Raw genomic sequence first — 26,876 nt, forward strand, 5'->3', positions numbered from 1 at the left:
GATACGTCTCAATTCACGCGGCTTGCGCGATCGGCGTGATGGCGGCCGTCAGGATGCGTTCTTGCGTCAATGTTGCGTCGTTGATGAATTCGCCGCGCAACTGCCCTTCCCCGATCACCAGGACGCGGTCGCTGATTCCGAGTATTTCCGGCAGTTCCGACGACACCATGATGATCGACATGCCTTCCTTCACCAAGGCGAACATGATCTTGTAGATCTCGGCCTTGGCGCCGACATCGACCCCACGCGTCGGCTCGTCGAGGATCAGGATCCTTGGTTTCGGTTCCAGCATTTTCGAAATGACCGCTTTCTGCTGGTTTCCGCCCGAAAGGTTGGCGATCGGCAGCAGCGCGCTGGAGGTCTTGATCCGCATGCGCGTAATCGCCTCACCGATCGAGGAAAACTCATGCCCGTCGTCGATCAGGCCATGATGGCTCAGCGATCCGATGACGGACAGGGTGATGTTATACCCCACCCCCATCGCCGGAACGATCCCGTGGGCCTTGCGGTCTTCGGGAACCATGCAGATACCCTGACGGACCGCGTCCCGCGGGTTCCTGATTTTGACCGGCTTGTTGTTGATCAGGAATTCCGCGGAATATGCGCCCTGGTAGGCGCCGAACAGCGCGCTGACCAGTTCCGTCCGCCCCGCACCGACAAGTCCGGCAATACCCAGTATCTCACCCTGGCGGAGCGAGAACGAGACATTGTCGACACGTTTTCTGGCGGTGTTGTTCGGGTCGAGGCAGGTCACGTTCCGCGCCTGGAAGATCACGTCGCCGATCGCATGCTCCTCTCGCGGAAACAGGGCGGTCAGTTCCCGCCCCACCATCATGCGGATGATATCGTTCGTGGTGATTTGGGCCATCGCCGCCTCGCCCACGAAGCGCCCGTCCCGGATCACGACGACCGTATCGGCGATTTCCTCGATTTCATCGAGCTTGTGCGAAATGTAGACGCAGGCCGTTCCCTTGGACTTCAGTTCCCTGACGATCGTCAGCAGCGTCTGGATTTCGGACCGGGTCAACGAGGATGTCGGCTCGTCCAGGATCAGCAGGCGCGCCTTCTTGTCCAGCGCCTTGGCGATCTCGATCAGTTGCTGCTCTCCCCCGCCATAACGCGAGACAGGCAGTGCGACGTTGATGTGACCCATATGCAGTTCGGCCAACAGCCGTGCCGCGTCCTCGTACATCTTGTTGAAATTGATCAGGCCAGCCGCCGTGTGCGGCTCGCGCCCCAGGAAGATGTTCTCCGCCACCGACAATTGGGGAATCAGCATCAGTTCCTGATGGATGATGACGATACCGGCATCTTCGGTTTCCCGGATCGATCGGGCCTTCAGCTCGGCGCCGTCCCACAGGATCTGGCCGCCCCACGTTCCATACGGATACACGGCCGACAGAACCTTCATAAGCGTCGATTTACCCGCGCCGTTCTCGCCGCACAGGCCGACGCATTCGCCGGCCCGGACACGGATATTGATGCCGTTCAGGGCCGGAACGCCCGAAAACGATTTGGTAATCTCCTTCATTTCAAGAAGGTATTCGGCCATATCCCGTGTCCTCGCGTATCGCGTGTCCATTCCAATCGGGATGCGCGGGAAGGAGTATCCGTCTTCCCGCGCACACGGCGAAGGATTACTGTCCTTCGATCTGTGCCATCGTGAAATACCCGTCCTTCACGACGCGATCGAGATTGGCCTTGGTCAGTGAAATCGGCGTCAGCAGAACGGTATTCACATCCTTCTGCCCATTGTTCATCTTGGTCGTATAAGTGGGCGTCGTCCCCTTTGCCAGGTCGACCGCCAGGTGCGCTGCGGTGGATGCGATATCCTTCAACGGCTTGTAGACCGTCATGGTCTGCGTGCCCTTGTTGATGCGCTGCAACGCCGCAAGGTCGGCATCCTGCCCGGAAATGGCCGTCTTGCCTGCCAGGCCCTGCGCGGCCAGCGCCTGGATCGCACCCCCCGCGATCGTGTCATTGGACGCGACGATGCCGTCGATCTTGTTGGCGGTGGCGGTCAGGGCGTTTTCGGTGATGGCAAGCGCCTCGGTCGGGCTCCATTCCTTGACCCACTGGGCGCCCACGATCTTGATCTTGTGGCTGTCCACCAGGGGCTGCAGCACCTTCATCTGGCCTTCGCGCAGCAACTTCGCGTTGTTGTCGGTCGGCGCGCCGCCCAGCAGATAATAATTTCCGGTCGGTGCCGCATCCACGACGCCCTGGGCCTGCATTTCACCCACGCGCACATTGTCGAACGAGATATAGGCGTCGATATCCGAATCCAGGATCAGGCGATCATAGGAAATCACCTTGATTCCGGCCTGCTTTGCTTCGGCAATCGTATTGGCCAGCACCTTGCCGTTGAACGGCACGATGACGATAACATCCATCCCGCGGGATATCAGGTTTTCAATCTGCGCCATCTGGCGGGATTCGCTGGCATTCGCCGACTGCACGTTGACGGTCGCGCCCAGTTTCGTCGCAGCAGCGACAAAATAGTCGCGGTCATGCGTCCAGCGTTCCACGCGAAGGTCGTCGATGGAAAAACCGATTTTCGGATGGGCGGCGCTGGCGATGGCCCCATGGGGCACCATCGCGCACAACGCGCTGGCCATGAGCACGCCAAGGGCTGCCCGACGCGTGACAGACGCGCGGCATTTGATAATCTTGTTGTTATTGTTCACCAAACACACTCCGCTCTTGCCGAACAGATTTCGCCATCAGGCGTCGTTCGATCCCTCGCCAGTCATTTTGCAATGCCTTTTTGGCTTGCTGGCGTTATCTAAACTGACAGCAGATGTGTTGGCGCAATACAAGCGATATAGCGTGCTTACCCTATAACGACTGCGTCATCTGGCAGGGGGCGGACCCAACGCGGGCGCGCCGTTCTAGGCAGCCTGCGCGACCCCGCCCTTGACCCGCCGAAACTTCCCCAGCATGCCGCCGAACCGTCCGGCAAGCTGGTCGAACACGTCGCGTCGCAGCATGAACAGCAGCACCGGATAGAGGCCGGTGCCCACGGTCCCGATCGCGATGACCCGCGACAGGTCATGGGCGCGGACGCCTGGCAGGAGCGATGACGCGTACCCCAGCCCCATCGCCACCGCCGAGATCACGAAGGGCATGACGTAGAGCTCCATCACGCGCCCGACGGGCACGCCGCAGCGCCGAAGGATCAGCAGCGAACAGAGCGGCGGATAGGTGAAATAATAGAACGCCACCGCCATCGCGACGCCAAGCGCACTGTCCGCCAGGCCGCCCGCGATCGCCAGCCCGAAGAAGAGCGGCGCCGAGATCACGGCGAACATCAGCCCCAGCCGGAATTCGCGCCGCGCGCTGAGCAACGAGCCGGTAATCCACGACACCGCGTCGAACGGCAGGCCCAGGCTGAGGATCTGTACGAACGGCACCGCCCGCATCCAGCGTTCGCCGAACAGGAAATGCAGGCCGGGTCCGGCCAGGACGGCCTGCAGGAAGCAGAACGGCACGACGATATAGGCCAGCAGGCGACAGGCCTTCAGCGCGGCCTCGGTCTGGCGGTGCGGGTCGCTGCGCAACTGCGCGAAGGCCGGCAGCAGGACATTGATGAAATTGCCGGCCAGCATCCGCACCGGCTGCGCCGAGAAGCGGAAGGCGAAGAAATAGAGTCCGACGACGGAATGCGACGCGATCAGCCCCAGGACGATGTAGTCGCCCTGGTTGACGATTTCGATGATCGTCCGCGTGGCGAACACCGTGCTGCTGCTGCCCAGGATGTACTGCAACTGGACCTTGCGGATCGCGCGGCCGATGCGCGGCGGGGCCTTCCACCAGAACAGGGCGGCCTTGATGACGGCCAGCACCGGAATCGGGATCGCGAAGCTGTAGGCGCCGCATCCCAGCCACGCCAGCAGGATCGTCCCCAGTTGCAGCGCCATGATTTCGAATGTGTTGTAGGCCGCCAGGAAGCGGAAATCCATGTCGGCGCGGATGCGCACCGAAGGCACGGTGGCCAGGGTCTTGATCGGCGTGGCGATGGCCAGCGCCGCGATCAGCCCCACCAGTTCCGGCGAATGGTACCAGGACGCGGCGAACGGGGCGGCGACCAGCATCCCGACCATGCCCAGCAGCCCCAGCGACAGGCAGACCCAGAAGGCCGGCGCCGACCACAGCGTCATGACCTTCTGCCGTTGCAGCAGCACGTCGTCGACACCGAAGCTGACCAGCGCGTTGGCGATCCCGAACACGGTATAGGCCAGGCCGATGACCCCGAAATCGGCCGGGGTCAGCAGCCACGCCAGCGCCAGCTGCGAGACGAAGCCGATTCCCCGCGCCGCCAGGCTCTGCACCATCAGCCACAGGACCCCGCTGGTGGCCGCCCTGCCCAGCCCGCCCGCGCGCGCGCCCTGTCCTTCTGCCGCCATGCGGTCCTCCTCTGGGTCTCGTCGTCTTTCCGGTGTCGTCACGCCGGTTGCGCGCGGCCCGCCAGGCGCTTGAAGACGTCGCGCAGGCCCGACGGCAGCACCAGCCGGAACGAAATCCGGCCCAGCAGCACGGGATAGCGCGCGGGCGACACCAGCTTCAGCGCATCGCCGAAACGGCCATGCGCGGCCAGGCGGGTTGCCGTCGCCATCAGGTGCTCGGCAATCTCGACGCGGTTTTCACGGCCGATTGCCACGTCCCGGTCGCGCAGCGCGCGGCCGATGAACGCGCAATCCGCGCTATCCAGTTCGTAGGGCCGGTAGAACGCCAGCGCGACCAGCTTCATTCCCAGGGCCAGGGCCAGCCAGGACCGTTCGGCCTGGGTCAGGCCGGGGCAGCCGGCGCGAAAGAATTCCTCCAGCGTTTCCGCCGCTTCGCATCGTCGCAGCTCGGCAGGGCTGAACACCTGGTCCGGCTGGCCCGCGCGACGGCGGCGCGCCGACAGCGCGGCCATCTGCGACCAGAAGGCCATGGACCGGCCATTGCGGATCGAGGCACTGGACACGCTGCCCGCATGGACGCGATAGGACCCGAAATTCCGGTCGATGTTCGACAGCGTCCCGATATCGTCCAGCCGCCAGTACAGGTCGCTGTCTTCCGCCACCGCCAGGCTGCGATATCCGCCGGCCAGGTCGAAGGCGGCCCGCCGCATCAGCAGGAAGGGCTGCGGCAGGTAGGGCTCGCGCGCCGGAATCCAGAACGGGTCGGCCTTGTCGATCCGCGCCAGCCGTACCCGGCCGCCCGTCGGCCGCCCCTGCGCGTCGATATGGCTGCCACTGCCGGACACCGCGACGCAGTCGGGGTGCTCTTCCATATGGCGGATCTGGCGTTCAAGGCGATCGGGGGCCGCCAGGTCGTCGGCATCGTGCCGGGCGATGAACGGGGCGCGGCACACCGAAAGCCCGTATGTCAGGGCGGCGACGATTCCCCCGTTGGGCTGGGTCAGCACGACGATCCGCCCGTCCTGTGCCGCCATTTCGGCCAGGATGCGGCCGGTCGCATCCGTCGACCCGTCATCGACGACGACGATGCGGATATTGCGCACCGTCTGGTTGCGCAGGCTGTCGATCGCCTCGCGGATGGTCGGCTCGGCATTATAGGCCGGGACCAGGATGTCGATCACGGGATCTGCCATTGCACCTTATCTCCCCCGGTGGGTCAGGTAACGGTCCAGGACGAGCATCTGCGGCCGGTCCTGTCCGGTCTTGGTCGGTTCCAGCGTATACATGTATTCGCCCCATAGCGGCCCGGCGGCCCAGTAGGTCCAGCCGAGCCAGACCGCCTGGTTGGCCGCCAGATAGGATGCGACCTTGTCCAGGACATCCAGGCAGGCCGCGCTGCGGCCGACGCCGAATTCGCCCAGGAAGCCCTTGTTTCCCGTCTGGTGCAGCCATGCGGTGAAGGAGGCCAGCCGCGCGACCGCCTGATCGGTCGGGATGCAGTCCGGGCTGCGGCCCGAACTGTCGGGATCGAAATATTCATGGACTTCGAACACCAGGGAATGGTCGGGGTCCTTCAACGTGGCCAGGGCCGGAGCATTTACGGTTGCGAAACCATGGGCGGCGTCCCAGCCAACGCCCGATACCAGGATCGGGTTCCGGGCCCCCGCCGCGCGAATGCCCAGGATCGCCTGCTGTTCGATATCGCGCCACGCCTCGGCCGATTTCTGCTGCGGTTCGTTCATCAGGCCGAACCAGACATCCGGCCGGTCGCGGAACGCGGTCCCCAGGCGGGTCCACAGGTCGCGAAAATCGGCGGCGGTCACCTGGCCGTCGCCGATCAGCGTGCCGCGATAGCGGCCATAATCGTGGATATCGAGGATGACCTTGCCGCCCACCGCGTGGACCTGGTCCACGAACCCGTTGATGCGGCCCATATAACCGGAATCCAGCGCCACCCCCGGCGCGGGCTGCAGCCGTTCCCACAGAACGGACAGGCGAAAGATATTCATCCCCCGGTCATGGAAGTACGTGACCTCGCCCGGCTTGGGAAACAGATAGTCGTAGCCGTAGCGACCCGGGATCTTGTTCGACGAATAGGCCGCCCCGGCCAGGTTCACACCCTTGTAGTCCTGGGCCCGGGCCGGCATCGCCCCCGCGAGCAGCAGCAGCGCCAGGGCGGTCGATCGCATGGGCAATTGTATAATGCGCATAATCGTTCCCATCATGGCGGATCAGACGGCGGCCCCGGCCACGTGCGGCAGAACGGCGCGCGCGGCCGGGCGTGCCGCCCGCACGGGGCGGACGGACTGGCGGGCGGGGCCCATGACCTCGGTGACGCCATAGAGGAACCACAGCAGCGCGGCCGTCTTGATCGTAAAGACCGAGGCCCCGATGCACAGCGACGTCGCGAAATAGACCGAAATCATGGTTTTCATGATCGCGCTTTCCGGCGTGCGGGACCGGTGGAAGGCGAATACCCCCAGATAGAACAGGGTCAGGATCGCGCCGAGATTGTTCAGCACGTAGGCATAGCCGGTATCGGAGGTATAGACCTGCGAGGGCGCCAGGCCGAACCACTGGCCGATATTCCAATAGTCCAGCAGGCGGCCGGAGAAGATCAGCCGGCCGGACAGGTCGTCCTTGATGATGGCCGGCAGCACGCCGGGCAGTTCGTGCAGGGACCCCAGGACGGTCAGCCCCGTCGCCACGATGACCGGGCAGAGGAAAGCGACCAGCGGCACCCGGCAGAACGGGCTGATGCGCATCAGCAGCATCAGCATGCAGCAGCCGGAGGCAAACCGGGAATCCGCCAGGATGAAGCACAGCACCGCCAGGCCGTAGAGCAGCACGCACCGCCGCCCCGGCTGGTTGCGCGATACGCTGAGGCACCATGCGAACAGGACCGCCGAAAAATTCCCCAGCGAATCCGGCTCCAGGAACAGGGAGGACACACGGTGCGGCCCGAAGATCGACTGGAAGAACGTGCGGCCCGCGCCCGCCCCGCGATTGCCGCTGAGAAACAGGTTGGTGTTGCTGTAATTGACGGTGTCGCTGGAAATCACGCCCTTCTGGACGTAATAATCCCAGATATTGAAAAGGCTGGCATACATGTCGGTAAAGATCAGTTCGACCATGCCGACCGCCAGGACCAGCGCCGTCAGGATCCAGATCGTGGACCACGCCACGCGCTCGGTCGTCATGCGCCCCAGGACGAAGAAGATATACATGATGCCGACATCATGCACGATCTTGAAGCTGAGGGCCGGATTGACCAGTTTCGCCCCCACCAGGAAGCCGAAGGTCACGGCCATGATCCAGAGCGCGTTCCGGTCCACCTGATGCCGGATCAGGTAGAATCCGGCCGCCATGATCGCGATTTCCACCATGGCGATCTGGGCGTTTCCGATATGCAGCCAGTGCCGGGTCGAAACGAAGCACAACGCCAGGTTGAAGACCGCCCCGGCGAGGACCAGGTATTTCCCCGCCTGCAGGCCGCCGCCGCGGACCTGGATCCGGCCGGCCGACATGATTCCGGCGGTCATCCCTCGCCCTCGCGCCCGGCCGTCAGCGGTGTTGCCAGCCCGACAGTGCCGCGCCACGCCGCTGCCCGGCCATCGCTGGCGGGCAGACGGCGGGCCAGCGCCCGCCCGACATTGTGCAGCGGCAATTCCACCAGGCGATAGGTCACGCTGGATACCGCCAGGGTCACGGCGATGGTCAGCAATGCCAGCATCAGTTGCGTCACGTCCGGATCGGCCAGCAGCGGCCGCAGCCCGACCTGATGCTGCATCAGGTCGAACAGCACCAGAAGGATCGGCAGGTGCAGCAGATAGACACTGTAGGACAGTTCCCCCACCCATACGGCGGCGCGATGGTTCAGCACCCTGGACGACCGTCCCGACGCGTACAGGTCGCGCACGATGACGAACGCGGCCAGCGTTTCGATCACGTCATAGATCTGTTCCGGCACCGCGTGACCGCCCAGGGCGAGGCGATCATAGAGCAGGACCACGACCGCCATGACGGGAATGGCCGGCGCCGCCGCCCAGTCGACCCGGGGCAGCATCGGGATCAGCGCCCCGACCGCGAAGGCCAGGCCGAAATTCAGGCCGATTTCCGATGGCATCGGCACCAGCGCCAGGACGAGGAAACCCGCCAGGGCCCACGGGCGTATACGCACATGGCGCATCGCGATCAGGATGAAGGGGAACAGCACCGAGAAGATCAGTTCGACCCGCAGCGACCACATCGGGCCGTTATAACGCGTGTACGCGCCGACCAGCGCCAGTCCGACATGCGGCACCGACACCGGCGAGCCCAGGTTGCGCGCCAGCCAGTCCACGAAGACCCCGATATCCATCGAGGAACGGACCCGAACCGTCACCACGATGGCGAAGAGAACCGACACCCACAGGAGCGGACAGATGCGGAAGACGCGCTTGATATAGAATCCGGTCAGGGCGGACCAGTCGAACCGCTCCACCCGACGCAGCGACAGCGACAGCACGCAGCCGCTGAGCACGAAGAACAGCAGAACCGCCGCCTGGGCATTGAATGCATAGGTGACGATGTCGTGCACCGCCCGCCCCCACGGCGACCGGGGAACGGGATCGTAACGGATGACCTGGATGACATGACCGACCAGAACGACCAGGCAGGCGATCCCCCGCAGGGACGTCAATTGTCCCAGATAGGATCTTTCCGATCGTGCCTCAAACAGATGGTCCGACATGCAACCGTCCCTCCGCTGGAGAATTTCGCCCGCTGCCATGCATCCGCAAGTACAGGCGTCACACCAATTGACGATTTACGACCGAGAGTCTCGATCTTTCAGAATGTTCCATTCAGGACGCAAGACCGAAACGCCGACGATGACGCGCTTGTCATGATCCGCCCCTGGCGGCGGGCGTGTCGGCATTGCCGTCGTCCCCACTTACCCAGAGCATGACGGGACTTGCAAGCGTAACATTGCATGTTTCGGATATTTTCCACTGGAATGAGCAAGCATTGCCCCCGCCATCCCAATGGCATCCTATGGACAAAGAATCGCCTTATTTGTCGCCGGATAAGAGGCGGCATATAGCGCCTGGAATTTTTCGATTGAAGGAACTCTCTCCTTTCTTGCATTCCCCGAAACGATCCCCTACAGGTGACGGGGCCACGCGTCGGAGAACGCGGATTTTTGGCCCCGTTCCAAAATCGATATTGCGACTGTTCCCTGCGTTATCAGTAACGAAGAGAGGCAGACCGTACGCATGACCGGATCACTGGTTATATCGGTGCATGATTATCGTTCCCGCCGGAAGGCGAGCGTGCATTTCATCACTGCCGAACTGGCAAAGCGTGGGGAAACCCGCTTCTTTTCCGTAGGCCTCAGCCGTCTGTCGGAACATCGCGGGGACACCCGGGCCGATCTGGCGCCACGCGCCAACCGTGTGGAAACCGTCGATGGCGTCGAATGCTTCCTGTGGCGTGCGGCCTGGCACCCGTTCAACATCCGCCGCCCGGCCCTGGCACCGGTCGAGGAATCGATGTTCTGGCTTTATCGCCGGATGATTCCAAGGATTCCAAGGCAGTGGCTTTGCGATGCCGACACGATTTTCATCGAATCCGGCATGGCGCCGGTTTTCATCGAGGATGCACGCCGGCTGAATCCAACGGCCCGTATCGTCTATCTGGCATCGGACGATCTGGACGTCATCGGCTGCGCCGAAACCATAAAGAGACGCTTTCGGGCCAATTTCGACAGCATCGATGCCATACGCCTGCCCTCGCGCCTGCTGCGCGACGGCCTGCCGCACGACCGCACGTCGTTCTATATCCCCCAGGGTATCGACCGCACGATCGCCGAGCGATCCTATCCCAACCCTTACGGCAACCGGCGGAGCTGCGTGTCGATGGGGTCGATGCTGTTCGATGCCTCGTTTTTCACGATCGCGGCGGCGGAATTTCCCGATATCGACTTCCACATCATCGGCGCGGGCAAGGCCGCGGACGGCCTGTCGGCGCCCAACATCATCATTCACCAGGAAATGCCCTTCCAGCAGACGCTGCCCTTCGTGCAGCACGCGGCCTTCGGGGTGGCGCCGTACCTGGACCGCGACACGCCACGCTATCTGCTCGATACTTCCTTGAAACTTCGGCAATTCGGGCTGTTCGGCATTCCCGCGATCTGTCCCGACTTCGCCATGGGTGACCAGCCGGGACGATACGGATACCGGCCGGGCGACCCGGCATCGATCCGGCAGGCGATCGACGACGCCCTGGCCCATAGCGACCCCATCCGCCCCCAGATGCTGGGCTGGAACGAGGTGGTGGATCGCATCATCACGCCCGAAGCCTATGCCGACACAAGGCTTTAGCCGGAAAGGAAGGACGGATGCTTCAGAGAACCGACAGTATGACGGACCGCCCGACCGTCGGGATCTATCGGACCGAAATCCTGCCGCTGTCCGAAACCTTCGTGCGGGACCAGTCCCTGGCCCTGCGCCGATGGAATCCGGTGATGATCGGCGAACGGCTGGTCGACCGGCTGCCGCTGGAAGGCCTGGCGGCCGAAGCCGCCTATCGCGGACCCGCCACCCTGCCGCAGCGTGCGCGCAGCGTGGTGGCGCGGACGCTGGATCGCGCGCCGCCCGGCCTGACCCGCATTGCCCGGCAGGTCCGTCCGGCGCTGATCCACGCCCATTTCGGCTTTGACGGGGTCGAGGCCTGGCATCTGGCGCGGCGGCTGTCGGTCCCGCTGCTGGTGACGCTGCACGGGTCGGACATCACCACCCACATGGCATGGTTCTCGGCCGGCCGGTCGGGACGGCGGTGGAAGAGCTACCCCAGCCGCCTGCAAAAGCTGGCCCGGCGGCCCGAAGTCAGCTTCGTCGCGGTATCCGGCCACATCCGCGATGCCGCGATTGCCGTGGGCCTGCCGGCCGGGCGGGTCCATGTCCGCCATATCGGCATCGATCCGGACCGTTTCGTCCCACGCGCACCCACCCCCGGTGCCCGGGCGCCGACCATCCTGTTCCTGGGCAGGCTGGTCGAAAAGAAGGGATGCCGTTTCCTGATCGAGGCCTTCCGCCGCGTGCGCGACCGGATGCCGCAGGCCCGCCTGGTCATCGCGGGCGACGGGCCGGAACGCGCGGCCCTGCAGGACATGGCCGCGCCGCTGGACACGGTCACCTTCACCGGCGCGGTATCGCGCGATCGGGTGCAGGACCTTCTGAACCAGGCCCGCATCTTCTGCCTGCCCAGCGTCACGGCCGTCAGCGGCGACGCCGAGGGCCTGCCGTTGGTGCTGCTGGAGGCACAGGCCAGCGGCGTGCCCGTCGTCACCTCGGCCCGCGGCGGCGTGACCGAGGGGATCGAGGACGGCGAAACCGGCTTCGCCTTTGCCGAACGCGATATCGATGCGCTGACCGACCGGCTTCTGGCGCTGCTGGCGGATGACGGACTGGCGGACCGCATGGGCGCCGCCGGCCGGCGCTTCGTCCAGCGGAAGCATGACATCCGGCTCTGCACGGCGGCACTGGAGGATCTGTACGACGAACTGGCGAGGATCGACGCATGACGAGGACCAGCGCATGACCGGCCGGATCGCCGTTTCCGTCATCATCCCGGTCTACAATGCCGCCCGCTTCGTCGAACGGGCCATCGGGTCCGTCCTGGCGCAGAGCCTGCCGGCGGCGGAAATCCTGGTCGTCGATGATTGTTCGACCGATACGACCCTGGCGGTGGTCGAGGCCCTGGCGCTGCGCCACCCCCACATCCGCCCGCTGCGCATGGCGCGGAACGGCGGGCCGGCGGGGGCGCGCAATATGGGCATCGCCCACGCCACGGGCGACTGGATCGCGATCCTCGACGCGGATGACGCCTATGCGTCCGACCGGCTGGACACGATGGCGGACATGGCGGCGCAGGACCCGGCGGCCGACATCCTGGCGGACGACCTGCTCTATTACGACGCTGTGGCCGGGCAGGTGACGGGACGCGCCATGGGACCGCGCGCCATGCCGCCGCCACCGGTAACGCTGGACGACTATCTGGCCCATAACCTGGCCGACGGGCGGGGCGTGGACTGGGGGTTGCTGAAGCCCGTCATCCGGCGCGACCTGCTGGTCCAATCGGGTATCCGCTATCCCGTCGGGCAGCGCCATGGCGAGGACTTCACCTTCATGGTGACGCTGCTGCTGCACGGGGCGCGGATGCGGATCCTGGACACGGCGCATTACCTCTACACCCAGCGCGAGGGCACGATCAGCCGTCGGGCGTCGGACATGACGCGCACGACGATCGCTACGGCGCGCTGGCGCAGGCGGCGATCGACCTGGCGGACGCCCCCGCGATCCGTGCGGATCCCCCGGCTGACGGCGATGCTTCTGGCACGGGCAGAAGGGCTCAGGCGGCTGGATGACGCCCATTTCTTTTCGCAGGCGATCCGGCGCGGAGCGGTCGGCGCCCTGGCGGCGCGGGCCGTGAAACGCCCGTCTTTTGTACCGCGCATGGGGTGGCAGATCGGGCGCGCGATGCAACGCCGGGTCGCGCAATGGCGTTCGGCATGACCGGCGGCGCCCCCCATGGACCCATCATGAAGCAGAGGAGTGGATCATGCAGACCGCAATGATTGGCGGCGGGTACGTCGGACTGGTGTCCGGCGCCTGCTTCGCCGAATTCGGCACCAACGTGGCCATCGTCGAAACCGACCCGGACCGCCTGGCGGCGCTGCGCGAGGGCCGTATCCCGATTTACGAACCGGGCCTGGACAAGCTGGTGGCCGACAACGTGGCCGCCGGACGCCTGACCTTCGGCGACAATATCGAACAGGCGGTCCAGGGAGCGGAGGCGATCTTCATCGCGGTGGGCACCCCCACCCGGCGCGGCGACGGGCATGCCGACCTGCGCTATGTCTATGCCGCGACGGAACAGATCGCGAAATGCATGAAGGATTATGCCGTCGTCGTCACCAAGTCGACGGTGCCGGTCGGGACGGGACGCCAGGTTTCCGACCTGATCCGCCGGGTACGGCCGGACCTGGATTTCGACGTCGCCTCCAATCCCGAATTCCTGCGCGAGGGCAACGCCATCGGCGATTTCATGCGCCCCGATCGCGTGATCATCGGCACCGACACGACCAAGGAAGGGGGTGCGCACCGTGCGATGGAGATCATGCGCCGGCTCTACCGCCCGCTGTACCTGATCGAGGCCCCGATCCTGTTCACCAGCCTGGAAACCGCGGAACTGGCCAAATATGCCGCCAATTCCTTCCTGGCCATGAAAGTCACCTTCATCAACGAGATCGCGGATTTGTGCGAAAAGGTCGGGGCCGATGTCCACGACATTGCCCGCGGCATCGGACTGGACAACCGGATCGGCCGCAAGTTCCTCCACCCGGGCCCCGGCTTCGGCGGCTCGTGCTTCCCCAAGGACACGCTGGCGCTGGTCCACATCGCCCAGAACGCGGGCTCGCCCATGCGGCTGATCGAAACGACGGTGGACATCAACGATACGCGCAAGACCCGCATGGCCCACCGCATCGTCGCGGCCTGCGGCGGGTCCGTGGCCGGCCTGACGATCGGGGTGCTGGGGCTGACCTTCAAGCCCGAGACAGACGACATGCGCGCGGCATCGTCCATTCCCATCCTGCATCACCTGGCCGGCGCGGGTGCGACGCTGCGCGCGTTCGACCCGGCGGGAATGGAGGCCGCCCAACCGCTGTTGCCCGAGGAAGTCGTCTATTGCCATGACGCGCTGGACGCCGCGACGGGGGTCGATGCCCTGGTGGTGCTGACCGAATGGAACGAATTCCGCGCCCTGTCGCCCGCCCGGCTGCGCGAACTGATGAAAGGCGACGTCATCGTCGACCTGCGCAATGTCTGGGAACCCAAGGCCATGCGCGACCATGGTTTCCAATACGAATCAATCGGCCGCCCCCTGATCGAAGGCCCCGTGCGGAAATAACGGGCCACGACGGCGCCCCGATGCCCCTGCGAAATCGGGGCACCGGGGGGCCGAGGCACGACATCGTTCATTTCTTCTGCCTACATCACGAGTTTCTAAAATATTTTACACAAAACGCTGGACACCGCCATCTTTCCGCCTCTAGTCTTGACATGCTTCGAAATTTTCCACCCGGCCCCTCGTGGGCCTGGATTTACGCGTGTGCCTTGGGCATCACGTTTATGTCTTGATGCCGAACCGGGGTTTCCGGAACTCCACGGAAGACATTTTATCGACGCATCAGCCTTTTACGATCGATATCGCCGAGCGGAGCACGCCCGGCCGGTCTGATCGACGCGACGGAACCCAGGCGGTGTGGACGTCCGCGCGTACAGACCGGGCGGCTTCGGCCTGATTGAGAAATTCGTGAACTTTTTGACACACTCGTCTTAAAAAGACTTTTTTCAGATCATAACATTTCGAAACGGTAAAACGGTCGACAGTGAGCGCTTGCCCGATGGAGATCTTCGCATGAGCGAGTGGTATGGCCAGTTGCAGGATTCGATCGGTCTTTCGACCGATCCGATCACATACAAGACGCCTTCGGCCAGGATCGCCGAACCCGGGACCTATCCTTATTATCATTCCGTTCTGGCCGGGATGATAACCAGCGTAGATACCCTGGCGATTCTGGCCGCCACGTTCATCGGCGCCTCCGTCGAACCGGCGATCATCCACCAGGACTGGCGGGTGGCGCAGCCGCTGGCGGACCTGATGTCGGCGCTGGGGTTCCTGATGCTCCCCAAGAACCGCCGTTTGCTTCATGTCCCTACGGTACAGGATTTTTCGGCACAGGTCCGCTATCTGACGCCGCCGCTTCTGGCCGGGGCGCTGCTGCACGTCATCGTCCTGTACATGCTGCATCATCCCATCGTGCCGTCGTTCGAACTGGCGCTGACGTGGCTGGCTTTTTCGACCGGCGTGCTGGCGGTGGTGCGCGGAACCGAAACGGTGCTGCTGTCCCGGCCGGCAATCGCAAACCAGCTGGCACGCAACGTGGCCGTGGTCGGCAGCGACGACGCCGCCATCAGGCTGGCCGCCCGCATCGGGGAGGAAGCCGGATCGACCTATCGCATGATCGGCGTATTCGACGACCATGACACCGCGCTGGACCCCACCGCCACCACCGGCACGCTGGACGACCTGATCGAGCGCAGCCGCGAAACCCCGCTGCATGCGATCATTCTGGCCATTCCCCCCAGTACCGATCCGATCGACCATGTAGCCGAAATCAACTGGCGGCTGCGCAGCGTTCTGGCGGACGTCTATGTGCTGCCCAATATCGTGCATGGCATCGACGTCCTGCTGCCGATCGAACGGCTGGGGCCGTTCGCGCTGCTGGTCCTTCAGCGTCGCCCGCTGTCGGACTGGCAGATCGTCAAGAAGACGGTCCTGGACGTCTTCCTGGGCGCAATCGCCCTGGTGATGCTCGCGCCGCTGATGGCGGCGGTCGCGATCACGATCAAGGCGACCTCGCCCGGTCCCGTCTTCTTCCGGCAGCCGCGCCTGGGGTTCAACAACCGGACCTTCATGGTCTTCAAGTTCCGCACGATGTTCACCGACAAGTCGGACATGATGGCCGCGCGCCAGACCGCGCGGGACGATCCGCGCGTGACCCCCATCGGCAAGTGGCTGCGCAAGCTGAGCATCGACGAGCTGCCGCAATTGCTGAACGTTCTTCGCGGCGAGATGTCGCTGGTCGGTCCCCGCCCGCACGCGCCGCACACCCGCGCGGCCGGCATGCTGCTGGACGATGCGCTGGCGGAATATGTCATCCGCCACCAGGTCAAGCCCGGCATTACCGGATGGGCGCAGGTCAACGGCGCGCGCGGCCAGTTGGTCACGCTGGACGATCTGCGCCGCCGCGTCGAACTGGACCTGGAATACATGCAGAGATGGTCGCTGCGCTTCGATCTGAAGATCCTGATGCTGACCGTGGTGCGAGAGGTCTTCAGCCGTCATGCCTTCTGACGCCATCGCTCCCTTCGTCCCTGCCCCCCTCACCCCGACGCAGGCCGACGAACTGCGCGTAATGGGGCTGCGCCTGCTGGACATTCCTCGCCAGGACCTGGCCGGGCAGGTCATCCAGGCCACCCGCCGCCATGCGAAGATGCTGATCGTGAACGCCAATGCGCACTGTGTCGTGCTGTCACAGCGCCAGCACTGGCTGCGCGACCTGTTCGACCGCGCCGACGTCACCTTCTGCGACGGCGCGGGGGTGCAACTGGCGTCGCTGTTCCTGATCGGGCGGCGTCCCCACCGCACCACCCCTCCGGAATGGATCGGACCGGTGCTGGAGGCCCTGGGCCCCGATGCCTCGCTGTTCTGGCTGGGGGGCGAGCAGTCCGTGGCCGAAGCCGCCGCGCGCGCCTACGAACAGCGTTACGGCGTGCGTACGGCCGGAGTACGCGACGGGTTTTTCGACGCGCGCCCCGGCTCGGCCGAATCGGAGGAGATCGTCCGGCAGATCAACGCAGCGCGCCCGAACCTGCTGCTGGTCAACATGGGCATGCCGCGGCAGGAACGATGGCTGTACGACAATTGGGACCGCCTGGCGCCCACGGTCGCCATCACGGCGGGCGCGCTGGTCGATCATGCCGCCGGACGGGTCCGCCGGCCGCCACGCTGGGTGGCCAACCTGGGACTGGAATGGCTTGTCAGATTATCGCGCGAACCGAAACGACTGTGGCGTCGTTATCTGATCGGCCTGCCGATCTTCGGGTTTCACGTCCTGCGCTGGAAGATCAGCCCCGAACGGAGCCCGCGCGATGACCGCTAGAACCGACACCTGGCCCCGGCCGGTGCCTGCCATGAGCGATGCCGACATGAACCATGCTCCCTTCCACGACGTCAGCATGGGCGACCCCCTGCCGACGATGATTCCACCGCGCGACGGCCGGGCCATTCTTCTGCATGGCATGCGGCTGATCCGTCGCTATCGCACGCTGTTCCTTGCCGTGGGCGCGGGGACGTTCCTGGCGGGCAGCGGCGCGACGCTGATGCTGAAACGCACCTACATGGCCACCGCGACCGTCGTCGTGTCGCCCGCCAGCACCGACCCGGTCAACCAGAACGCCCAGCCGAACGACCGGCTGGACGATGACGAACTGGCGACGCAGGCCGGCATGCTGCAGTCGCGCGACGTGGCCGAGGCCGTGCTGCGCGCCCTGCCGCCGCCGCCCGCGCCGCCGGGCTTCAGCCTGCGCGCGGCCCTGTGTACCCACGCCCACCTGCTGTGCGCGCCGGCGAAACCCATCAGCCCCGAGGACGCACGGCAGGCGCAGGTGGACCAGCTTCTGGCCGCCGTCACGGTGGTGCCGGGCGTCCATTCGCGCATCATCAACATCAGCGTCAACGCCGCCGACGGACAGCGCGCGGCCGACCTGGCCAATATGTTCGTGACCGCATACCAGCAGATCGCCCTGGACCGGCAGCGCGCCGACCTGAACCGCACGGCGGGTTGGGTCGACGGGCGGACGGGGCAGTTGCGCCAGCGCTGGCTGGAGGCCGCGACCAAGGCCAGCACGTTCAACGCCGCGCACAAATTGTCCAATACCGGCGACGGATCGGGCAACGGCCCGCTGATCGACCGGCAGATGTCGGAAACCGCCATCGGCCTGACGCAGGCGCAGAACCGCCTGGCCGCCGCCGAGGCCCGGGCCGACGCCCTGGCCCGCGCCAGCGCGCGGGGCGAAAGCCGCGCCCTGGTCGCGCTGACCCAGCAGCCGATCCTGGTGGCCACCGCCAATACGCTGGCGCAACTGGAAAGCACCCGGACCCAGAAGGCCGCCGCCATGGGGCCGCATCACCCCGACCTGGCGGGCCTGGACCAGCAGATCGCTGCAACCCGCGCCAGCCTGGCCACCGAGACCCAGGCCGCCCTGGCCTCGATCAACGAGGACGTGGTGTCCGCGCGGGCCGAGGTCGCGCAACTGAGCCGCAATCTGGACCAGTTGCGCCAGGAAGCCAGCATCCAGGGCTCGCCGCAGGCCGAATACCGCATGCTGGACCAGGAGGCGCAGAGCGCGCGCGACGTGTACGAGGCCTTCCTGGGCCGGTCGAAGGAAATGGTCGACCGGGTGGCGCTGCTGCAGGCGCCGGTCGCCTTCGTCTCGCACGCCACGGCCCCGGACGCGCCCACCTTCCCCAATCGCAAGAAGCTGCTGATGGGCGTGATCGTCCTGTCGGTGGTGGCGGCGGCGGGCTCGGTGTTCCTGCGCGACCTGCTCTCGCCCGGTTTCGGGGAAATCGAACAGTTGCGCGCCGCGATCGGCCTGCCGCTGCTGACCGCCATTCCCCGCATTCCGGCGCGCAACGGGCGCGCGGTCCGCAGCCACGTGCTCGATGCCCCCTTCTCGCCGGCCAGCGAGGCGGTACGCAGCCTTCTGGCGCAATTGTCACTGTCCGCCCCCCTGACCGGGCGGGGGCGGGTCATCACCGTCGCCTCGGCTTCGGGCGGCGACGGCAAGAGTTCGCTGGCCTACTGGCTGGCGGTGCTGGCCCGCACCGGCGGCCAGCCCGTCCTGGTCATCGACGGCGACCATCGCGAGGGAACCCGCCGCGGCGGCACGCCCGTCCCCCATGGGCTGACCGAACTGCTGTCCGGCGCGGCGTCGGTCACGGACGTGGTGCGTCACGACGCGGAAACCGGCGTCGATTTCATCTCGGCCGGCGCGCCCTGCATGCTTTCGTTCGACACGGCGGAAATCGCGCGCCTGCGCACCCTGCTGAAGGATATCAGCCGGTCGTACAACCTGATCATCATCGACAGCCCGCCACTGCAGAACATGCCCGACGGGCTGGTCTACGGCGCCGTCGCGGACCAGACCGTCTTCGTCTGCCGCTGGCTGCGGACCTCGCGCAGCGCTGTCCTGTCGTCGATCGAGCGGCTGCGGTCCTACGGGGCGCAGGTTTCGGGCGTCGTGGTGTCGATGGCCGAGGCCTCGGCCTCGGCGTTCCCCGGCGCGCATTATCGCGGCGAAACGACGCGACGCATCGCCCTGAATTACGATTCCTGAGGGACGCACATTGAAAGTCCTGCATATCGTCCGCCAGTTCAACCCGTCGGTCGGCGGCCTGGAAGATTCAGTCCTGAACCTTGCACGCATCCAGCGCGACCTGCTGGGGATCGACGCCACGGTCCTGACCCTGGACCGGGTGTTCGGCGCCCCGGACCGACTGCCCGCGACCGACATCGTGCAGGGCGTGCCGGTCCGCCGTATCGCCTGGCGCGGGTCCACCCGCTATCCGCTGGCCCCCGGCGTGCTTCGCCACCTGGGTGACGCCACGATCGTGCATGTGCACGCCATCGATTTCTTTTTCGATTTCCTGGCCGCGACACGCTGGCTGCACGGGCGCACGCTGGTGGCCTCGACCCATGGCGGGTTCTTCCATACCAGCGCGCTACGCGCGATCAAGACGATGTGGTTCCGGACCGTGACCCGCGCGTCCCTTCACGCCTATGCCCGGATCGTGGCATGCAGCCACAGCGACGCGCAGATGTTCGAGCCCATCGCGGGCACGCGCCTGCTGACGATCGAGAACGGCATCGACCAGCGAAAATTCCGCGCCGCCGCCGCCGCCGATCCCACCCGGACGATCGTCAGCTTCGGCCGGTTCGCGCGTCACAAGCAGATCGACCTGCTGTTTCCGCTGCTGGCGCGCCTGCGCGCGGGCGGCGGGGACTGGCGGCTGATCGTGGCCGGCCGGCCCGCCGACCAGTCGGAGGCCGACCTGGCCGCCGCCGCCCGCGCCGCCGGCGTGGCCGATGCGGTGCGCTTCGTCATCGCGCCGTCGGACAACGAACTGAAAACCCTTTTCGGTCAGGCGAGTTATTACGGGTGCCTGTCCCGGCATGAAGGTTTCGGCCTGGCGGCGGTCGAGGCGCTGTCGGCGGGACTGATCCCGGTGCTGAGCGATATCGTCCCCTTCCGCCGCCTGGTCGGGCAGACCGGCATGGGCATCGTCCGGCCGGCCGATGACGTGGACGGGCTGGCAGAGGAGATGCTGGCGCTTCATGCGCGCGGCGACGAGGCGTTGCGCAGCCTGCGCACGCACGCGATCAGGGAGTCAGCCCATTATGACTGGAACGATGTCGCCCGCCGCTATACCGACATGTACGGAACGGTGCTGATGTCCGCCGGCAAGAATCCAGCCCCCCCGATCTCGCTGGACACGGCGCAAGGGGGCTCCCTGTCCTGAAAGCCCGCTTGTATATGCGCTCCTCCCGCCGTCCGGCGGTACTGGCCACGCTGGCGATGGCGACGATGGCGGCAGGAAGCCATCCGGCCCGGGCCCAGTTGATCGCGCAATATTTCCCATCGGACCTGCCGGGCTACGCATCGTCCGACCAGGCCGATTCCGTCGTCATGCGCCAGTTGCTGGGCCAGCAGCCGACGGGAATTCCGCTGGGCAGCTTCATCGTGCGTCCCTCCGCCGCGCTCAACGCCGGGTACAACACCAATACGCTGGCGACCCCGCATACCCAGAGCGCGGAATTCGAAATGGATGGCGGCCTGAAGATCAATTCGAACTGGTCCCGCCACGCGCTGGGCATCTTCGCCAACGTCAGCGACCGCCGCTTTCCCCAGATCCCGGTCGCCAACTACACAAACTGGGCGACGGGGGCGGGCGGGTTGCTGAACCTGGGAAACGACACGCTGTCGCTGGGATATACGCACTACCTGCTGCATCTGTCGTCGATGGACCTGGGCAATTTCGGCGTATCGCGCCCGGTCCCCTACGCCGCCGACGATGTGCGCCTGACCTATACCAAGCTGTTCGGCCGATTCAGCCTGATTCCGTCCGCGATCTTCGAGAACTATTCATTCGGCCGGGCCACGGGCGGGGGATTCGATACCAACTACGACAGCCTGAGCCATCGGCTGGAGACCGGATCGCTGACCTCGCGCTTCGAAATATCCACCGGCAATGCGGCGGTCATGATCCTGCGCGGATCGACGGCGCAATTCGTCACGACCCCGGGCGGCACCCCCAACGACTACGTCGATGGCGCGGCCTTCGCGGGCCTGGACCTGAATACGGATTCGCCCGTCCGCTACCGGCTGCTGGCGGGGGGCGAGACGCGCCATTTCACCCGCAGCGCGGCGCCGTCCGTCACCACCCCCACCTTCGAGATCGATACGATCTGGACGCCGACGCGGCTGGATACGGTCAGCATCTTCTTCTATCGCCGGATCCTGGACCCTGCCTCGCCCTTCGCGCGCAACCAGACGGTGACGGACGGGCGCATCCAGGTCGATCACGAATTGCGGCGGAATATCTTCCTGCGCGGCTATGCCGAGGGCGGCATGAGCCAGACCGGGCAGACCGTCCAGGGAACCCGGTCCCGCACGCAGACCCTGTTCAAGTTCGGTGTTTCCGCGAACTGGAAGGTCAACCGCACGGTCACGGCCAGCCTGTCCTACAGCCACGTCAACGACTACGCCCACGGGGGTGCTGCGCCCGACCCGCTCTTTGCCGACCAGAGATCGACTTTCGCCAGCAATTATATCGCACTCGGGGTCAGCTTCGCCGAATGACCCGTGCCATGACCGGAGGATAATGATGACCGCGCCGACGCACCGCCCGCCCCACACGGACTGCCGCCCCGCGATCCGCCGTCGCGCGCACCCCCATCGCGCACGGCCCCATCGCACACGTCTGGGTGCCGGAATGCTGGTGGTGGCGCTGTCCGTCCTGGGCGGCTGTGCCCCGGGCAGCGACCTGGCCCCGCTGCCGCCGCCGGCCAGCACGGCCTATCGCCTGGGGGCGGGCGACCAGTTGCGGGTCCTGACCTATAACGACCTGCAGCTCAGCAATACGTTTACCGTTGGGGATAACGGGCAGATCGCCTTTCCGCTGATCGGCTCGGTCGCCGCCGCCGGGCTGACGACGCATGACCTGGCGTCCACGATCGCAGGGCGGCTGAGCAGCAGCGGCATCCTGACGCACCCCAGCGTGTCGGTCGAGATCGTACAGTATCGTCCCATCTTTGTGCTGGGCGAAGTCGCGCATCCGGGCCAGTATCCCTACATGCCCGGCATGACCACCCTCAGCGCCGTGGCGCTCGCCGGCGGATACACCTATCGCGCGATCACCGATTACGCGGGCGACGTGCGCAGCGACCCGGGGGGCCATGCGGTCGAGGGACGGGTGAAGCGCGATTCCATGCTGCAGCCCGGCGACGTCATCACAATCTATGAACGGTATTTCTAAGACCCCTTGCAATCTCGCCGCAAGACGCAACGTCGGACGGACGGGCCGCTCAAGCAGGGAGCATGTGCCATGCCACGCGGGGACAAATCCACCTATACCGACAAGCAGAAGCGACAGGCCGACCATATCGCCGAAGGCTACGAGGATCGCGGCGTCGGCGAGAAGGAAGCCGAACGCCGGGCCTGGGCGACCGTGAACAAGGAAACCGGCGGCGGCAAGAAGAGCGGCTCGGGACGCGGGCATGCGGTATCGCATGAACCGTCACGCAAGGGCGGACGGACCGGCGGCGCCGCGTCGGCCAGCCGCTCGGACTCGGCCCGGTCGGCTTCTGCACAGAAAGCCGCCGAAACCCGCCGCCGGCATGAGACACATTGAGACGAGAGGCTGACGCCCGTCCGGGATGGTCTTCGGGCAGTCAGGATGGCCGCCCGAAGACCCGGCGCAATTCGTCCTTCGCGCGTTCCAGGATCCGGCGGCGCGGCGCTGGAAGCGCCCTGCCCGCCCGGTTGATGTAGAAGACCAGCATGGACATGGCCGAGCGAAATGGGTCTGTCTTGCGACGGGTGCTGGCCTCGGCCGAATGTTTCAGGGATTCCGCGATATGATGCGGATCGCCGGATGTGAAGATATCCGGCTCCAGGTCCAGCGCATCGCTCGTCCGGTTGACGTCGGCCGACCAGCGTTGTCCGCCGGCATCCCGCTTCTTCGTCCGTTTTCCGCGCATCGCCCGTCTCCCTCCGCCGATCGGTGCTCAGCGGCTGTTTCAAAACGCCGCGGGATCGCCGCAAGCGGCGCTTCGGAAACAGCCCCTCAATTTTGTTTCGGATGATAATGCCTGTACGTCCGCATCAGGCTCGGCACGAATTCCCGGACAATGCTCTTGATGCCGAGCGCCTGCCCGCTCATGCGAAGCCGGAAATTATCCAGCATATTCCTCATGACCTGCACGGGATAGGTCTCGTCGAAATACCTCAGAAGGTCGCCTTCGCCCAGCTTTTCATGCAGGAACGACCCTATGGGGGGCGCCATGTCTTTCCAATATCCCATCCTGACGATGGCATTATTGAACAAATGGATCGTGATGGCGTCCCGGCAGGCCTCGGCGCATTCGTCCCGGAATTCCGGCAGCAATACCTTGTAGATATCGTAATGGGGAATGGGATAGAACACGGCCATGTCCGTGAACCCCGACGGGTTCATCTGCTCGAACAGAATGCGCGTCAGAAGCAATGGACCAGTTTCTCCCCATCTCAGCGTCCGGTCCATGCTCTTCATCGTTTCATCTATAAGATGTTCCAATATCGGAACATTTTCGATATAAAGAATCGCACCGTTGATGGTCCTGTCGTCCTCCAGCGGAACGATGGCCGGCTTGTCGAATATCTTGTCGTCCGACATCATCAGGACGTCCATGTCGACCTAGGCCAAGCCCGTCTTCATCATGCGGTAGCGAAAAATATCCGAAAAATGTCCCATATGCGGCGCACCGTCATAATAGAAACGCGAGGACAGTTCAGGCGATACGATCGATTGGGCGCCGGCGTTCCTGACTCCATCCGGAAGATCGGCAAGGGGTCCGAAGGAAAACAGCGTCACGTCATGGCCTCGGGACGCGAACGAAGCAAGGCATGCCCTTTCGAGACCCGATAGAGCCATTCCATGCCAGAATGTTCCGAATCCCCGGCCTGGGAAATGTGTCCTGCCCATTTGGTAATCCCCTTGACGCCGGGCGACGGTAACTTGACGCCATCGGAAGGGTTCCTTGCGAGATCACCAGTACGCGAGATTAACGCGCGGGCGGGACCCTTTTGGTCCCGCCCTTGCCGGATGTCAGGTCTTGCCGTGGCTGTGCTGCCCATCCTTCCGGCCGGCTTCCGCCGCCCGTTCCGGATCTTCGGCGAAATTTCCCGCATTGTGCTGGGTTCCGCCCTTATGTCCGGTCTCGGACGATTTGTCCGACTCGCGTGCGGAACTTCCCGAACTGTGCTGGCCGCCCTTGTGTCCTGCCTCGGACGCTTTTTGGGGATTATTGGCAAAGTTGCCGGGATTGTGCTTGGCCCCGCTGCCACCGCTTTTGTCAGCCTGCGCCAGGACGAAGGCGAGTTCGCCTTCGATTGCCTTGATGATGTAAGCCATGATTTCGGTCCTCCAGGAGATCGCCTCGATATCGGCAGATCTCTGTCTTTCCTCAATTCCTATCAGGATTTTTCACGAGGAAAATGTCCCGGACTGACCAGTCCGGGATGGAGTCAACGACGTGTCGGGGCATGAGTTCCTGCGCCGGATTCGATTGCTGGGCCGGAACCGGAACCGCAAAAAGCGGTTCCATGACAGGCAACTCGTCCCGGCCCGCCAGGGCGCCGACGCCCGGAGGGGTCCCCATGCACGAAGGCTTGATCAGCGAACCGACATTTTCCTTCTCCCGCCTGGAAGCCGTCCTGGACTGTCTGGAGGCCGAAGCATCGGCCAACGACCCGGCCGCCGCGTTCCCCGGCGAAGGAATGGCGACCCTGGCGCGCCTCGGCGTGACGGCCCTGCCTCTGCCCCGGTCGTCTGGTGGACAGGGATGGGGACCGAGGCAGGGGGCGAACCGGCCCTGCTGCATCTGCTGCGCCTGACCGGACGGGCCAGCCTGGCCCTGGGCCGGCTGCTGGAGGGCCACGTGAACGCCGTCCGGCTGGTCACGCGGTATGGCGGACCGGAACAGACGCGGCGCCTGGCCACCGCCATCCATGCCGGCGCACTGCTGGGCGTATGGGCGTCCGACGGGCCGGTCCCCGTCCGCATGACCGTGGACCGGGACCGGGTCAGCCTGACGGGCGGAAAATCCTTCACCTCCGGCGCGCTGCATGTCACCCACCCGCTGATCACCGCGACCGACCCGGAAGGGGTATCCCGCATGATCCTGGTCCCGTTGGGCGCGGACCGGCGGGCCGTGCCGTCCATCGGCGGCCTGACGGGCATGCGGGGCGCCGAAACCGGCCGGTGCGACCTTGACGGCCTGACGCTATCCACCGCATCGCTGATCGGGCAGGCCGGCGACTATCTGCGACAGCCCGAATTTTCCGCCGGTGCGTGGCGCGGCATGGCCGTGGCGCTGGGCGGGATGGACCGGCTGGTGGACCTGTTGCGGCAGCAGCTCGTGGCCCGGTCCCGCGACGGCGATCCGCATCAGCGGACCCGCATCGGCGAAGCCCTGATAGCCCGCGAAACCGCCTTCTTCTGGACGCGCCGCGCGGCACTGGCCGCCGGCGAGCCGGACATGGACCCCGGCGACGTCGCGCAGACGGTCAACCTGGCGCGCCTGGCCGTGGAACACGCGGCCCTGCACATCATCGAACGGGTGCAGCGCGGCCTGGGGCTGTCGGCTTTCGTGCAGACCAATCCCGTCGAGCGCGTCCTGCGCGACCTGGCAACCTATCTGCGGCAACCGGCCCCCGACGAGACGCTGGTCGAAGCAGCCGGATGGTTCACGGGCCGCGACCCGCCACAACCCGAAAGCACGGAACCCGGATATCCGTCATGAAGGCCGGCCGCCTGCAGCACGCATTCCGCGGCCTGCCTGTCAGGAAACTGGCGGACATCGTGCCGGGCCGGGCGCTGATCCTGGCACCGCATCCCGATGACGAAAGCCTGGGCTGCGGCGGCCTGATCGCCGCGTGCTGTGCCGCCGGCCGGCCGCCGGCCGTCGTCATCATCACCGACGGCGCCGCCTCGCATCCCGCATCCCGCGCATGGCCCGCGCCGCGCCTGAAACGCCTGCGCGAGGCCGAGGCCACGGAGGCCGCGCGGCGACTGGGGCTGGATGCGGAATGGTTGACCTTTCTCGGCCTGCCGGACGCGGCGGCCCCCCATGACGGGCCCGCCTTCGACGCCGCGCTGGACCGCCTGGCCGACATCGCGCGGCAGCAGGGCTGCACGACGATCCTGGCCCCGTGGCGCCACGACCCGCATTGCGATCATGAAGCCACCTGGAAAATGGGCGTAGCCCTGTACCGGCGCCTGGGCATCGCGCTGCTGGCTTATCCGGTATGGGGCTGGACCATCGCCCCGGATACCGAACTGGACTGCACGGAGGCCACCGGAATGCGCCTGGACATCAGCGCCTATCGCGATGCCAAGCGACAGGCCATCCTTGCCCATCGCAGCCAGTACGGCGGTCTGATCACCGACGATCCGCAGGGCTTTCAATTGCCCCCGGACCTTCTGTCGGCGTTCGAGACCGCCTTCGAGACATTCCTGATGCCGGACCTGTAGGGGCAG

General features: G+C 65.4%; 25 protein-coding genes. 14 read left to right on the plus strand and 11 right to left on the minus strand.

Features of this window, described 5'->3' with window-relative positions; all coding sequences use genetic code 11:
* Nucleotides 1-13: 13 nt before the first annotated feature.
* The 7 genes from GDI_RS12050 to GDI_RS12080 all read right to left on the minus strand — a co-directional run bounded on the left by GDI_RS12050 (nucleotide 14) and on the right by GDI_RS12080 (nucleotide 9,138).
* Nucleotides 14-1,552: a xylose ABC transporter ATP-binding protein gene (locus GDI_RS12050; protein ID WP_041249423.1), complete on the minus strand. Its 1,539-nt coding sequence runs from the start codon at nucleotides 1,550-1,552 to the stop codon at nucleotides 14-16.
* A gap of 85 nt (nucleotides 1,553-1,637) precedes the next feature.
* Nucleotides 1,638-2,618, minus strand: coding sequence for a D-xylose ABC transporter substrate-binding protein (xylF, locus tag GDI_RS12055; RefSeq protein ID WP_173363377.1), 981 nt, complete (start codon nucleotides 2,616-2,618; stop codon nucleotides 1,638-1,640).
* 273 nt (nucleotides 2,619-2,891) lie between these two features.
* The gene (locus tag GDI_RS12060) at nucleotides 2,892-4,406 is read right to left on the minus strand and encodes a lipopolysaccharide biosynthesis protein (RefSeq protein ID WP_012553338.1); all 1,515 of its coding nucleotides are present in this window, start codon (nucleotides 4,404-4,406) and stop codon (nucleotides 2,892-2,894) included.
* 38 nt (nucleotides 4,407-4,444) lie between these two features.
* Complete coding sequence (locus GDI_RS12065; RefSeq protein WP_012226554.1) at nucleotides 4,445-5,599, minus strand: glycosyltransferase family 2 protein; 1,155 nt, start codon at nucleotides 5,597-5,599, stop codon at nucleotides 4,445-4,447.
* A 6-nt stretch (nucleotides 5,600-5,605) separates the two neighbouring features.
* Nucleotides 5,606-6,595: a glycoside hydrolase family 5 protein gene (locus GDI_RS12070; protein WP_041249424.1), complete on the minus strand. Its 990-nt coding sequence runs from the start codon at nucleotides 6,593-6,595 to the stop codon at nucleotides 5,606-5,608.
* Between the two features lie 42 nt (nucleotides 6,596-6,637).
* A complete protein-coding gene (locus tag GDI_RS12075; protein WP_012226556.1) occupies nucleotides 6,638-7,948 on the minus strand; it encodes a hypothetical protein in 1,311 nt (436 codons plus the stop codon).
* Complete coding sequence (locus tag GDI_RS12080; RefSeq protein ID WP_012553342.1) at nucleotides 7,945-9,138, minus strand: acyltransferase family protein; 1,194 nt, start codon at nucleotides 9,136-9,138, stop codon at nucleotides 7,945-7,947. The genes GDI_RS12075 and GDI_RS12080 overlap by 4 nt, the downstream gene beginning before the upstream one ends.
* A 580-nt stretch (nucleotides 9,139-9,718) precedes the next feature.
* Between GDI_RS12080 and GDI_RS12085 the strand changes: the two genes are divergently transcribed.
* The 11 genes from GDI_RS12085 to GDI_RS12135 all read left to right on the plus strand — a co-directional run bounded on the left by GDI_RS12085 (nucleotide 9,719) and on the right by GDI_RS12135 (nucleotide 22,988).
* Complete coding sequence (locus tag GDI_RS12085) at nucleotides 9,719-10,768, plus strand: GumK N-terminal domain-containing glycosyltransferase (protein WP_231854107.1); 1,050 nt, start codon at nucleotides 9,719-9,721, stop codon at nucleotides 10,766-10,768.
* A 17-nt stretch (nucleotides 10,769-10,785) separates the two neighbouring features.
* Entirely contained in the window at nucleotides 10,786-11,970 is a 1,185-nt protein-coding gene (locus tag GDI_RS12090; RefSeq protein ID WP_012226561.1) for a glycosyltransferase, read from the plus strand.
* A gap of 13 nt (nucleotides 11,971-11,983) precedes the next feature.
* Complete coding sequence (locus tag GDI_RS12095; protein WP_012226562.1) at nucleotides 11,984-12,961, plus strand: glycosyltransferase family 2 protein; 978 nt, start codon at nucleotides 11,984-11,986, stop codon at nucleotides 12,959-12,961.
* Nucleotides 12,962-13,007: 46 nt separating this feature from the next.
* Nucleotides 13,008-14,357, plus strand: coding sequence for a UDP-glucose dehydrogenase family protein (locus GDI_RS12100; RefSeq protein WP_012226563.1), 1,350 nt, complete (start codon nucleotides 13,008-13,010; stop codon nucleotides 14,355-14,357).
* Between the two features lie 510 nt (nucleotides 14,358-14,867).
* Nucleotides 14,868-16,367 (plus strand): exopolysaccharide biosynthesis polyprenyl glycosylphosphotransferase, encoded by a 1,500-nt coding sequence (locus GDI_RS12105; RefSeq protein ID WP_231854108.1) that lies wholly within the window; start codon nucleotides 14,868-14,870, stop codon nucleotides 16,365-16,367.
* Nucleotides 16,357-17,175 carry a WecB/TagA/CpsF family glycosyltransferase gene (locus GDI_RS12110; RefSeq protein ID WP_012226566.1) on the plus strand — a complete coding sequence of 273 codons (819 nt, stop codon included), beginning with the start codon at nucleotides 16,357-16,359 and terminating at the stop codon, nucleotides 17,173-17,175. Before GDI_RS12105 ends, GDI_RS12110 begins: the two co-directional genes overlap by 11 nt.
* Complete coding sequence (locus tag GDI_RS12115; protein WP_012553347.1) at nucleotides 17,165-19,414, plus strand: GumC family protein; 2,250 nt, start codon at nucleotides 17,165-17,167, stop codon at nucleotides 19,412-19,414. The genes GDI_RS12110 and GDI_RS12115 overlap by 11 nt, the downstream gene beginning before the upstream one ends.
* Before the next feature lie 10 nt (nucleotides 19,415-19,424).
* Nucleotides 19,425-20,597: a glycosyltransferase family 4 protein gene (locus tag GDI_RS12120; protein WP_012226568.1), complete on the plus strand. Its 1,173-nt coding sequence runs from the start codon at nucleotides 19,425-19,427 to the stop codon at nucleotides 20,595-20,597.
* 14 nt (nucleotides 20,598-20,611) lie between these two features.
* Complete coding sequence (locus GDI_RS12125) at nucleotides 20,612-21,937, plus strand: outer membrane beta-barrel protein (protein ID WP_041249802.1); 1,326 nt, start codon at nucleotides 20,612-20,614, stop codon at nucleotides 21,935-21,937.
* Between the two features lie 22 nt (nucleotides 21,938-21,959).
* A complete protein-coding gene (locus tag GDI_RS12130) occupies nucleotides 21,960-22,613 on the plus strand; it encodes a polysaccharide biosynthesis/export family protein (RefSeq protein WP_012226570.1) in 654 nt (217 codons plus the stop codon).
* A 69-nt stretch (nucleotides 22,614-22,682) separates the two neighbouring features.
* Nucleotides 22,683-22,988: a hypothetical protein gene (locus GDI_RS12135; protein ID WP_012226571.1), complete on the plus strand. Its 306-nt coding sequence runs from the start codon at nucleotides 22,683-22,685 to the stop codon at nucleotides 22,986-22,988.
* Nucleotides 22,989-23,028: 40 nt separating this feature from the next.
* Here the strand turns inward: GDI_RS12135 and GDI_RS12140 are convergent, their stop codons facing one another.
* The 4 genes from GDI_RS12140 to GDI_RS12150 form a co-directional block, all read right to left on the minus strand.
* Entirely contained in the window at nucleotides 23,029-23,337 is a 309-nt protein-coding gene (locus tag GDI_RS12140) for a DUF3175 domain-containing protein (protein ID WP_012226572.1), read from the minus strand.
* A gap of 86 nt (nucleotides 23,338-23,423) precedes the next feature.
* Nucleotides 23,424-24,014: a hypothetical protein gene (locus GDI_RS12145; RefSeq protein WP_231854109.1), complete on the minus strand. Its 591-nt coding sequence runs from the start codon at nucleotides 24,012-24,014 to the stop codon at nucleotides 23,424-23,426.
* 18 nt (nucleotides 24,015-24,032) lie between these two features.
* Nucleotides 24,033-24,209, minus strand: coding sequence for a hypothetical protein (locus tag GDI_RS19790; RefSeq protein ID WP_012226574.1), 177 nt, complete (start codon nucleotides 24,207-24,209; stop codon nucleotides 24,033-24,035).
* A gap of 234 nt (nucleotides 24,210-24,443) precedes the next feature.
* Nucleotides 24,444-24,749, minus strand: a complete 306-nt coding sequence (locus GDI_RS12150; protein WP_012226575.1) for a con-10 family general stress protein — start codon at nucleotides 24,747-24,749, stop codon at nucleotides 24,444-24,446.
* Between the two features lie 245 nt (nucleotides 24,750-24,994).
* On the opposite strand from GDI_RS12150, the gene GDI_RS20295 reads away from it, so the two are divergent.
* From GDI_RS20295 to GDI_RS12165, 3 genes are read left to right on the plus strand one after another with little or no spacing between them, the layout of a single operon-like run.
* Nucleotides 24,995-25,231: a hypothetical protein gene (locus GDI_RS20295; protein WP_231854110.1), complete on the plus strand. Its 237-nt coding sequence runs from the start codon at nucleotides 24,995-24,997 to the stop codon at nucleotides 25,229-25,231.
* On the plus strand, nucleotides 25,180-26,139 hold the full coding sequence (locus GDI_RS12160) for an acyl-CoA dehydrogenase family protein (RefSeq protein WP_231854111.1): 960 nt from the start codon (nucleotides 25,180-25,182) through the stop codon (nucleotides 26,137-26,139). The genes GDI_RS20295 and GDI_RS12160 overlap by 52 nt, the downstream gene beginning before the upstream one ends.
* Complete coding sequence (locus tag GDI_RS12165) at nucleotides 26,136-26,870, plus strand: PIG-L deacetylase family protein (RefSeq protein WP_012226580.1); 735 nt, start codon at nucleotides 26,136-26,138, stop codon at nucleotides 26,868-26,870. The genes GDI_RS12160 and GDI_RS12165 overlap by 4 nt, the downstream gene beginning before the upstream one ends.
* Nucleotides 26,871-26,876 lie beyond the last annotated feature (6 nt).

The organism is Gluconacetobacter diazotrophicus PA1 5 (assembly GCF_000067045.1).
Taxonomy (GTDB): Bacteria; Pseudomonadota; Alphaproteobacteria; order Acetobacterales; family Acetobacteraceae; genus Gluconacetobacter; species Gluconacetobacter diazotrophicus.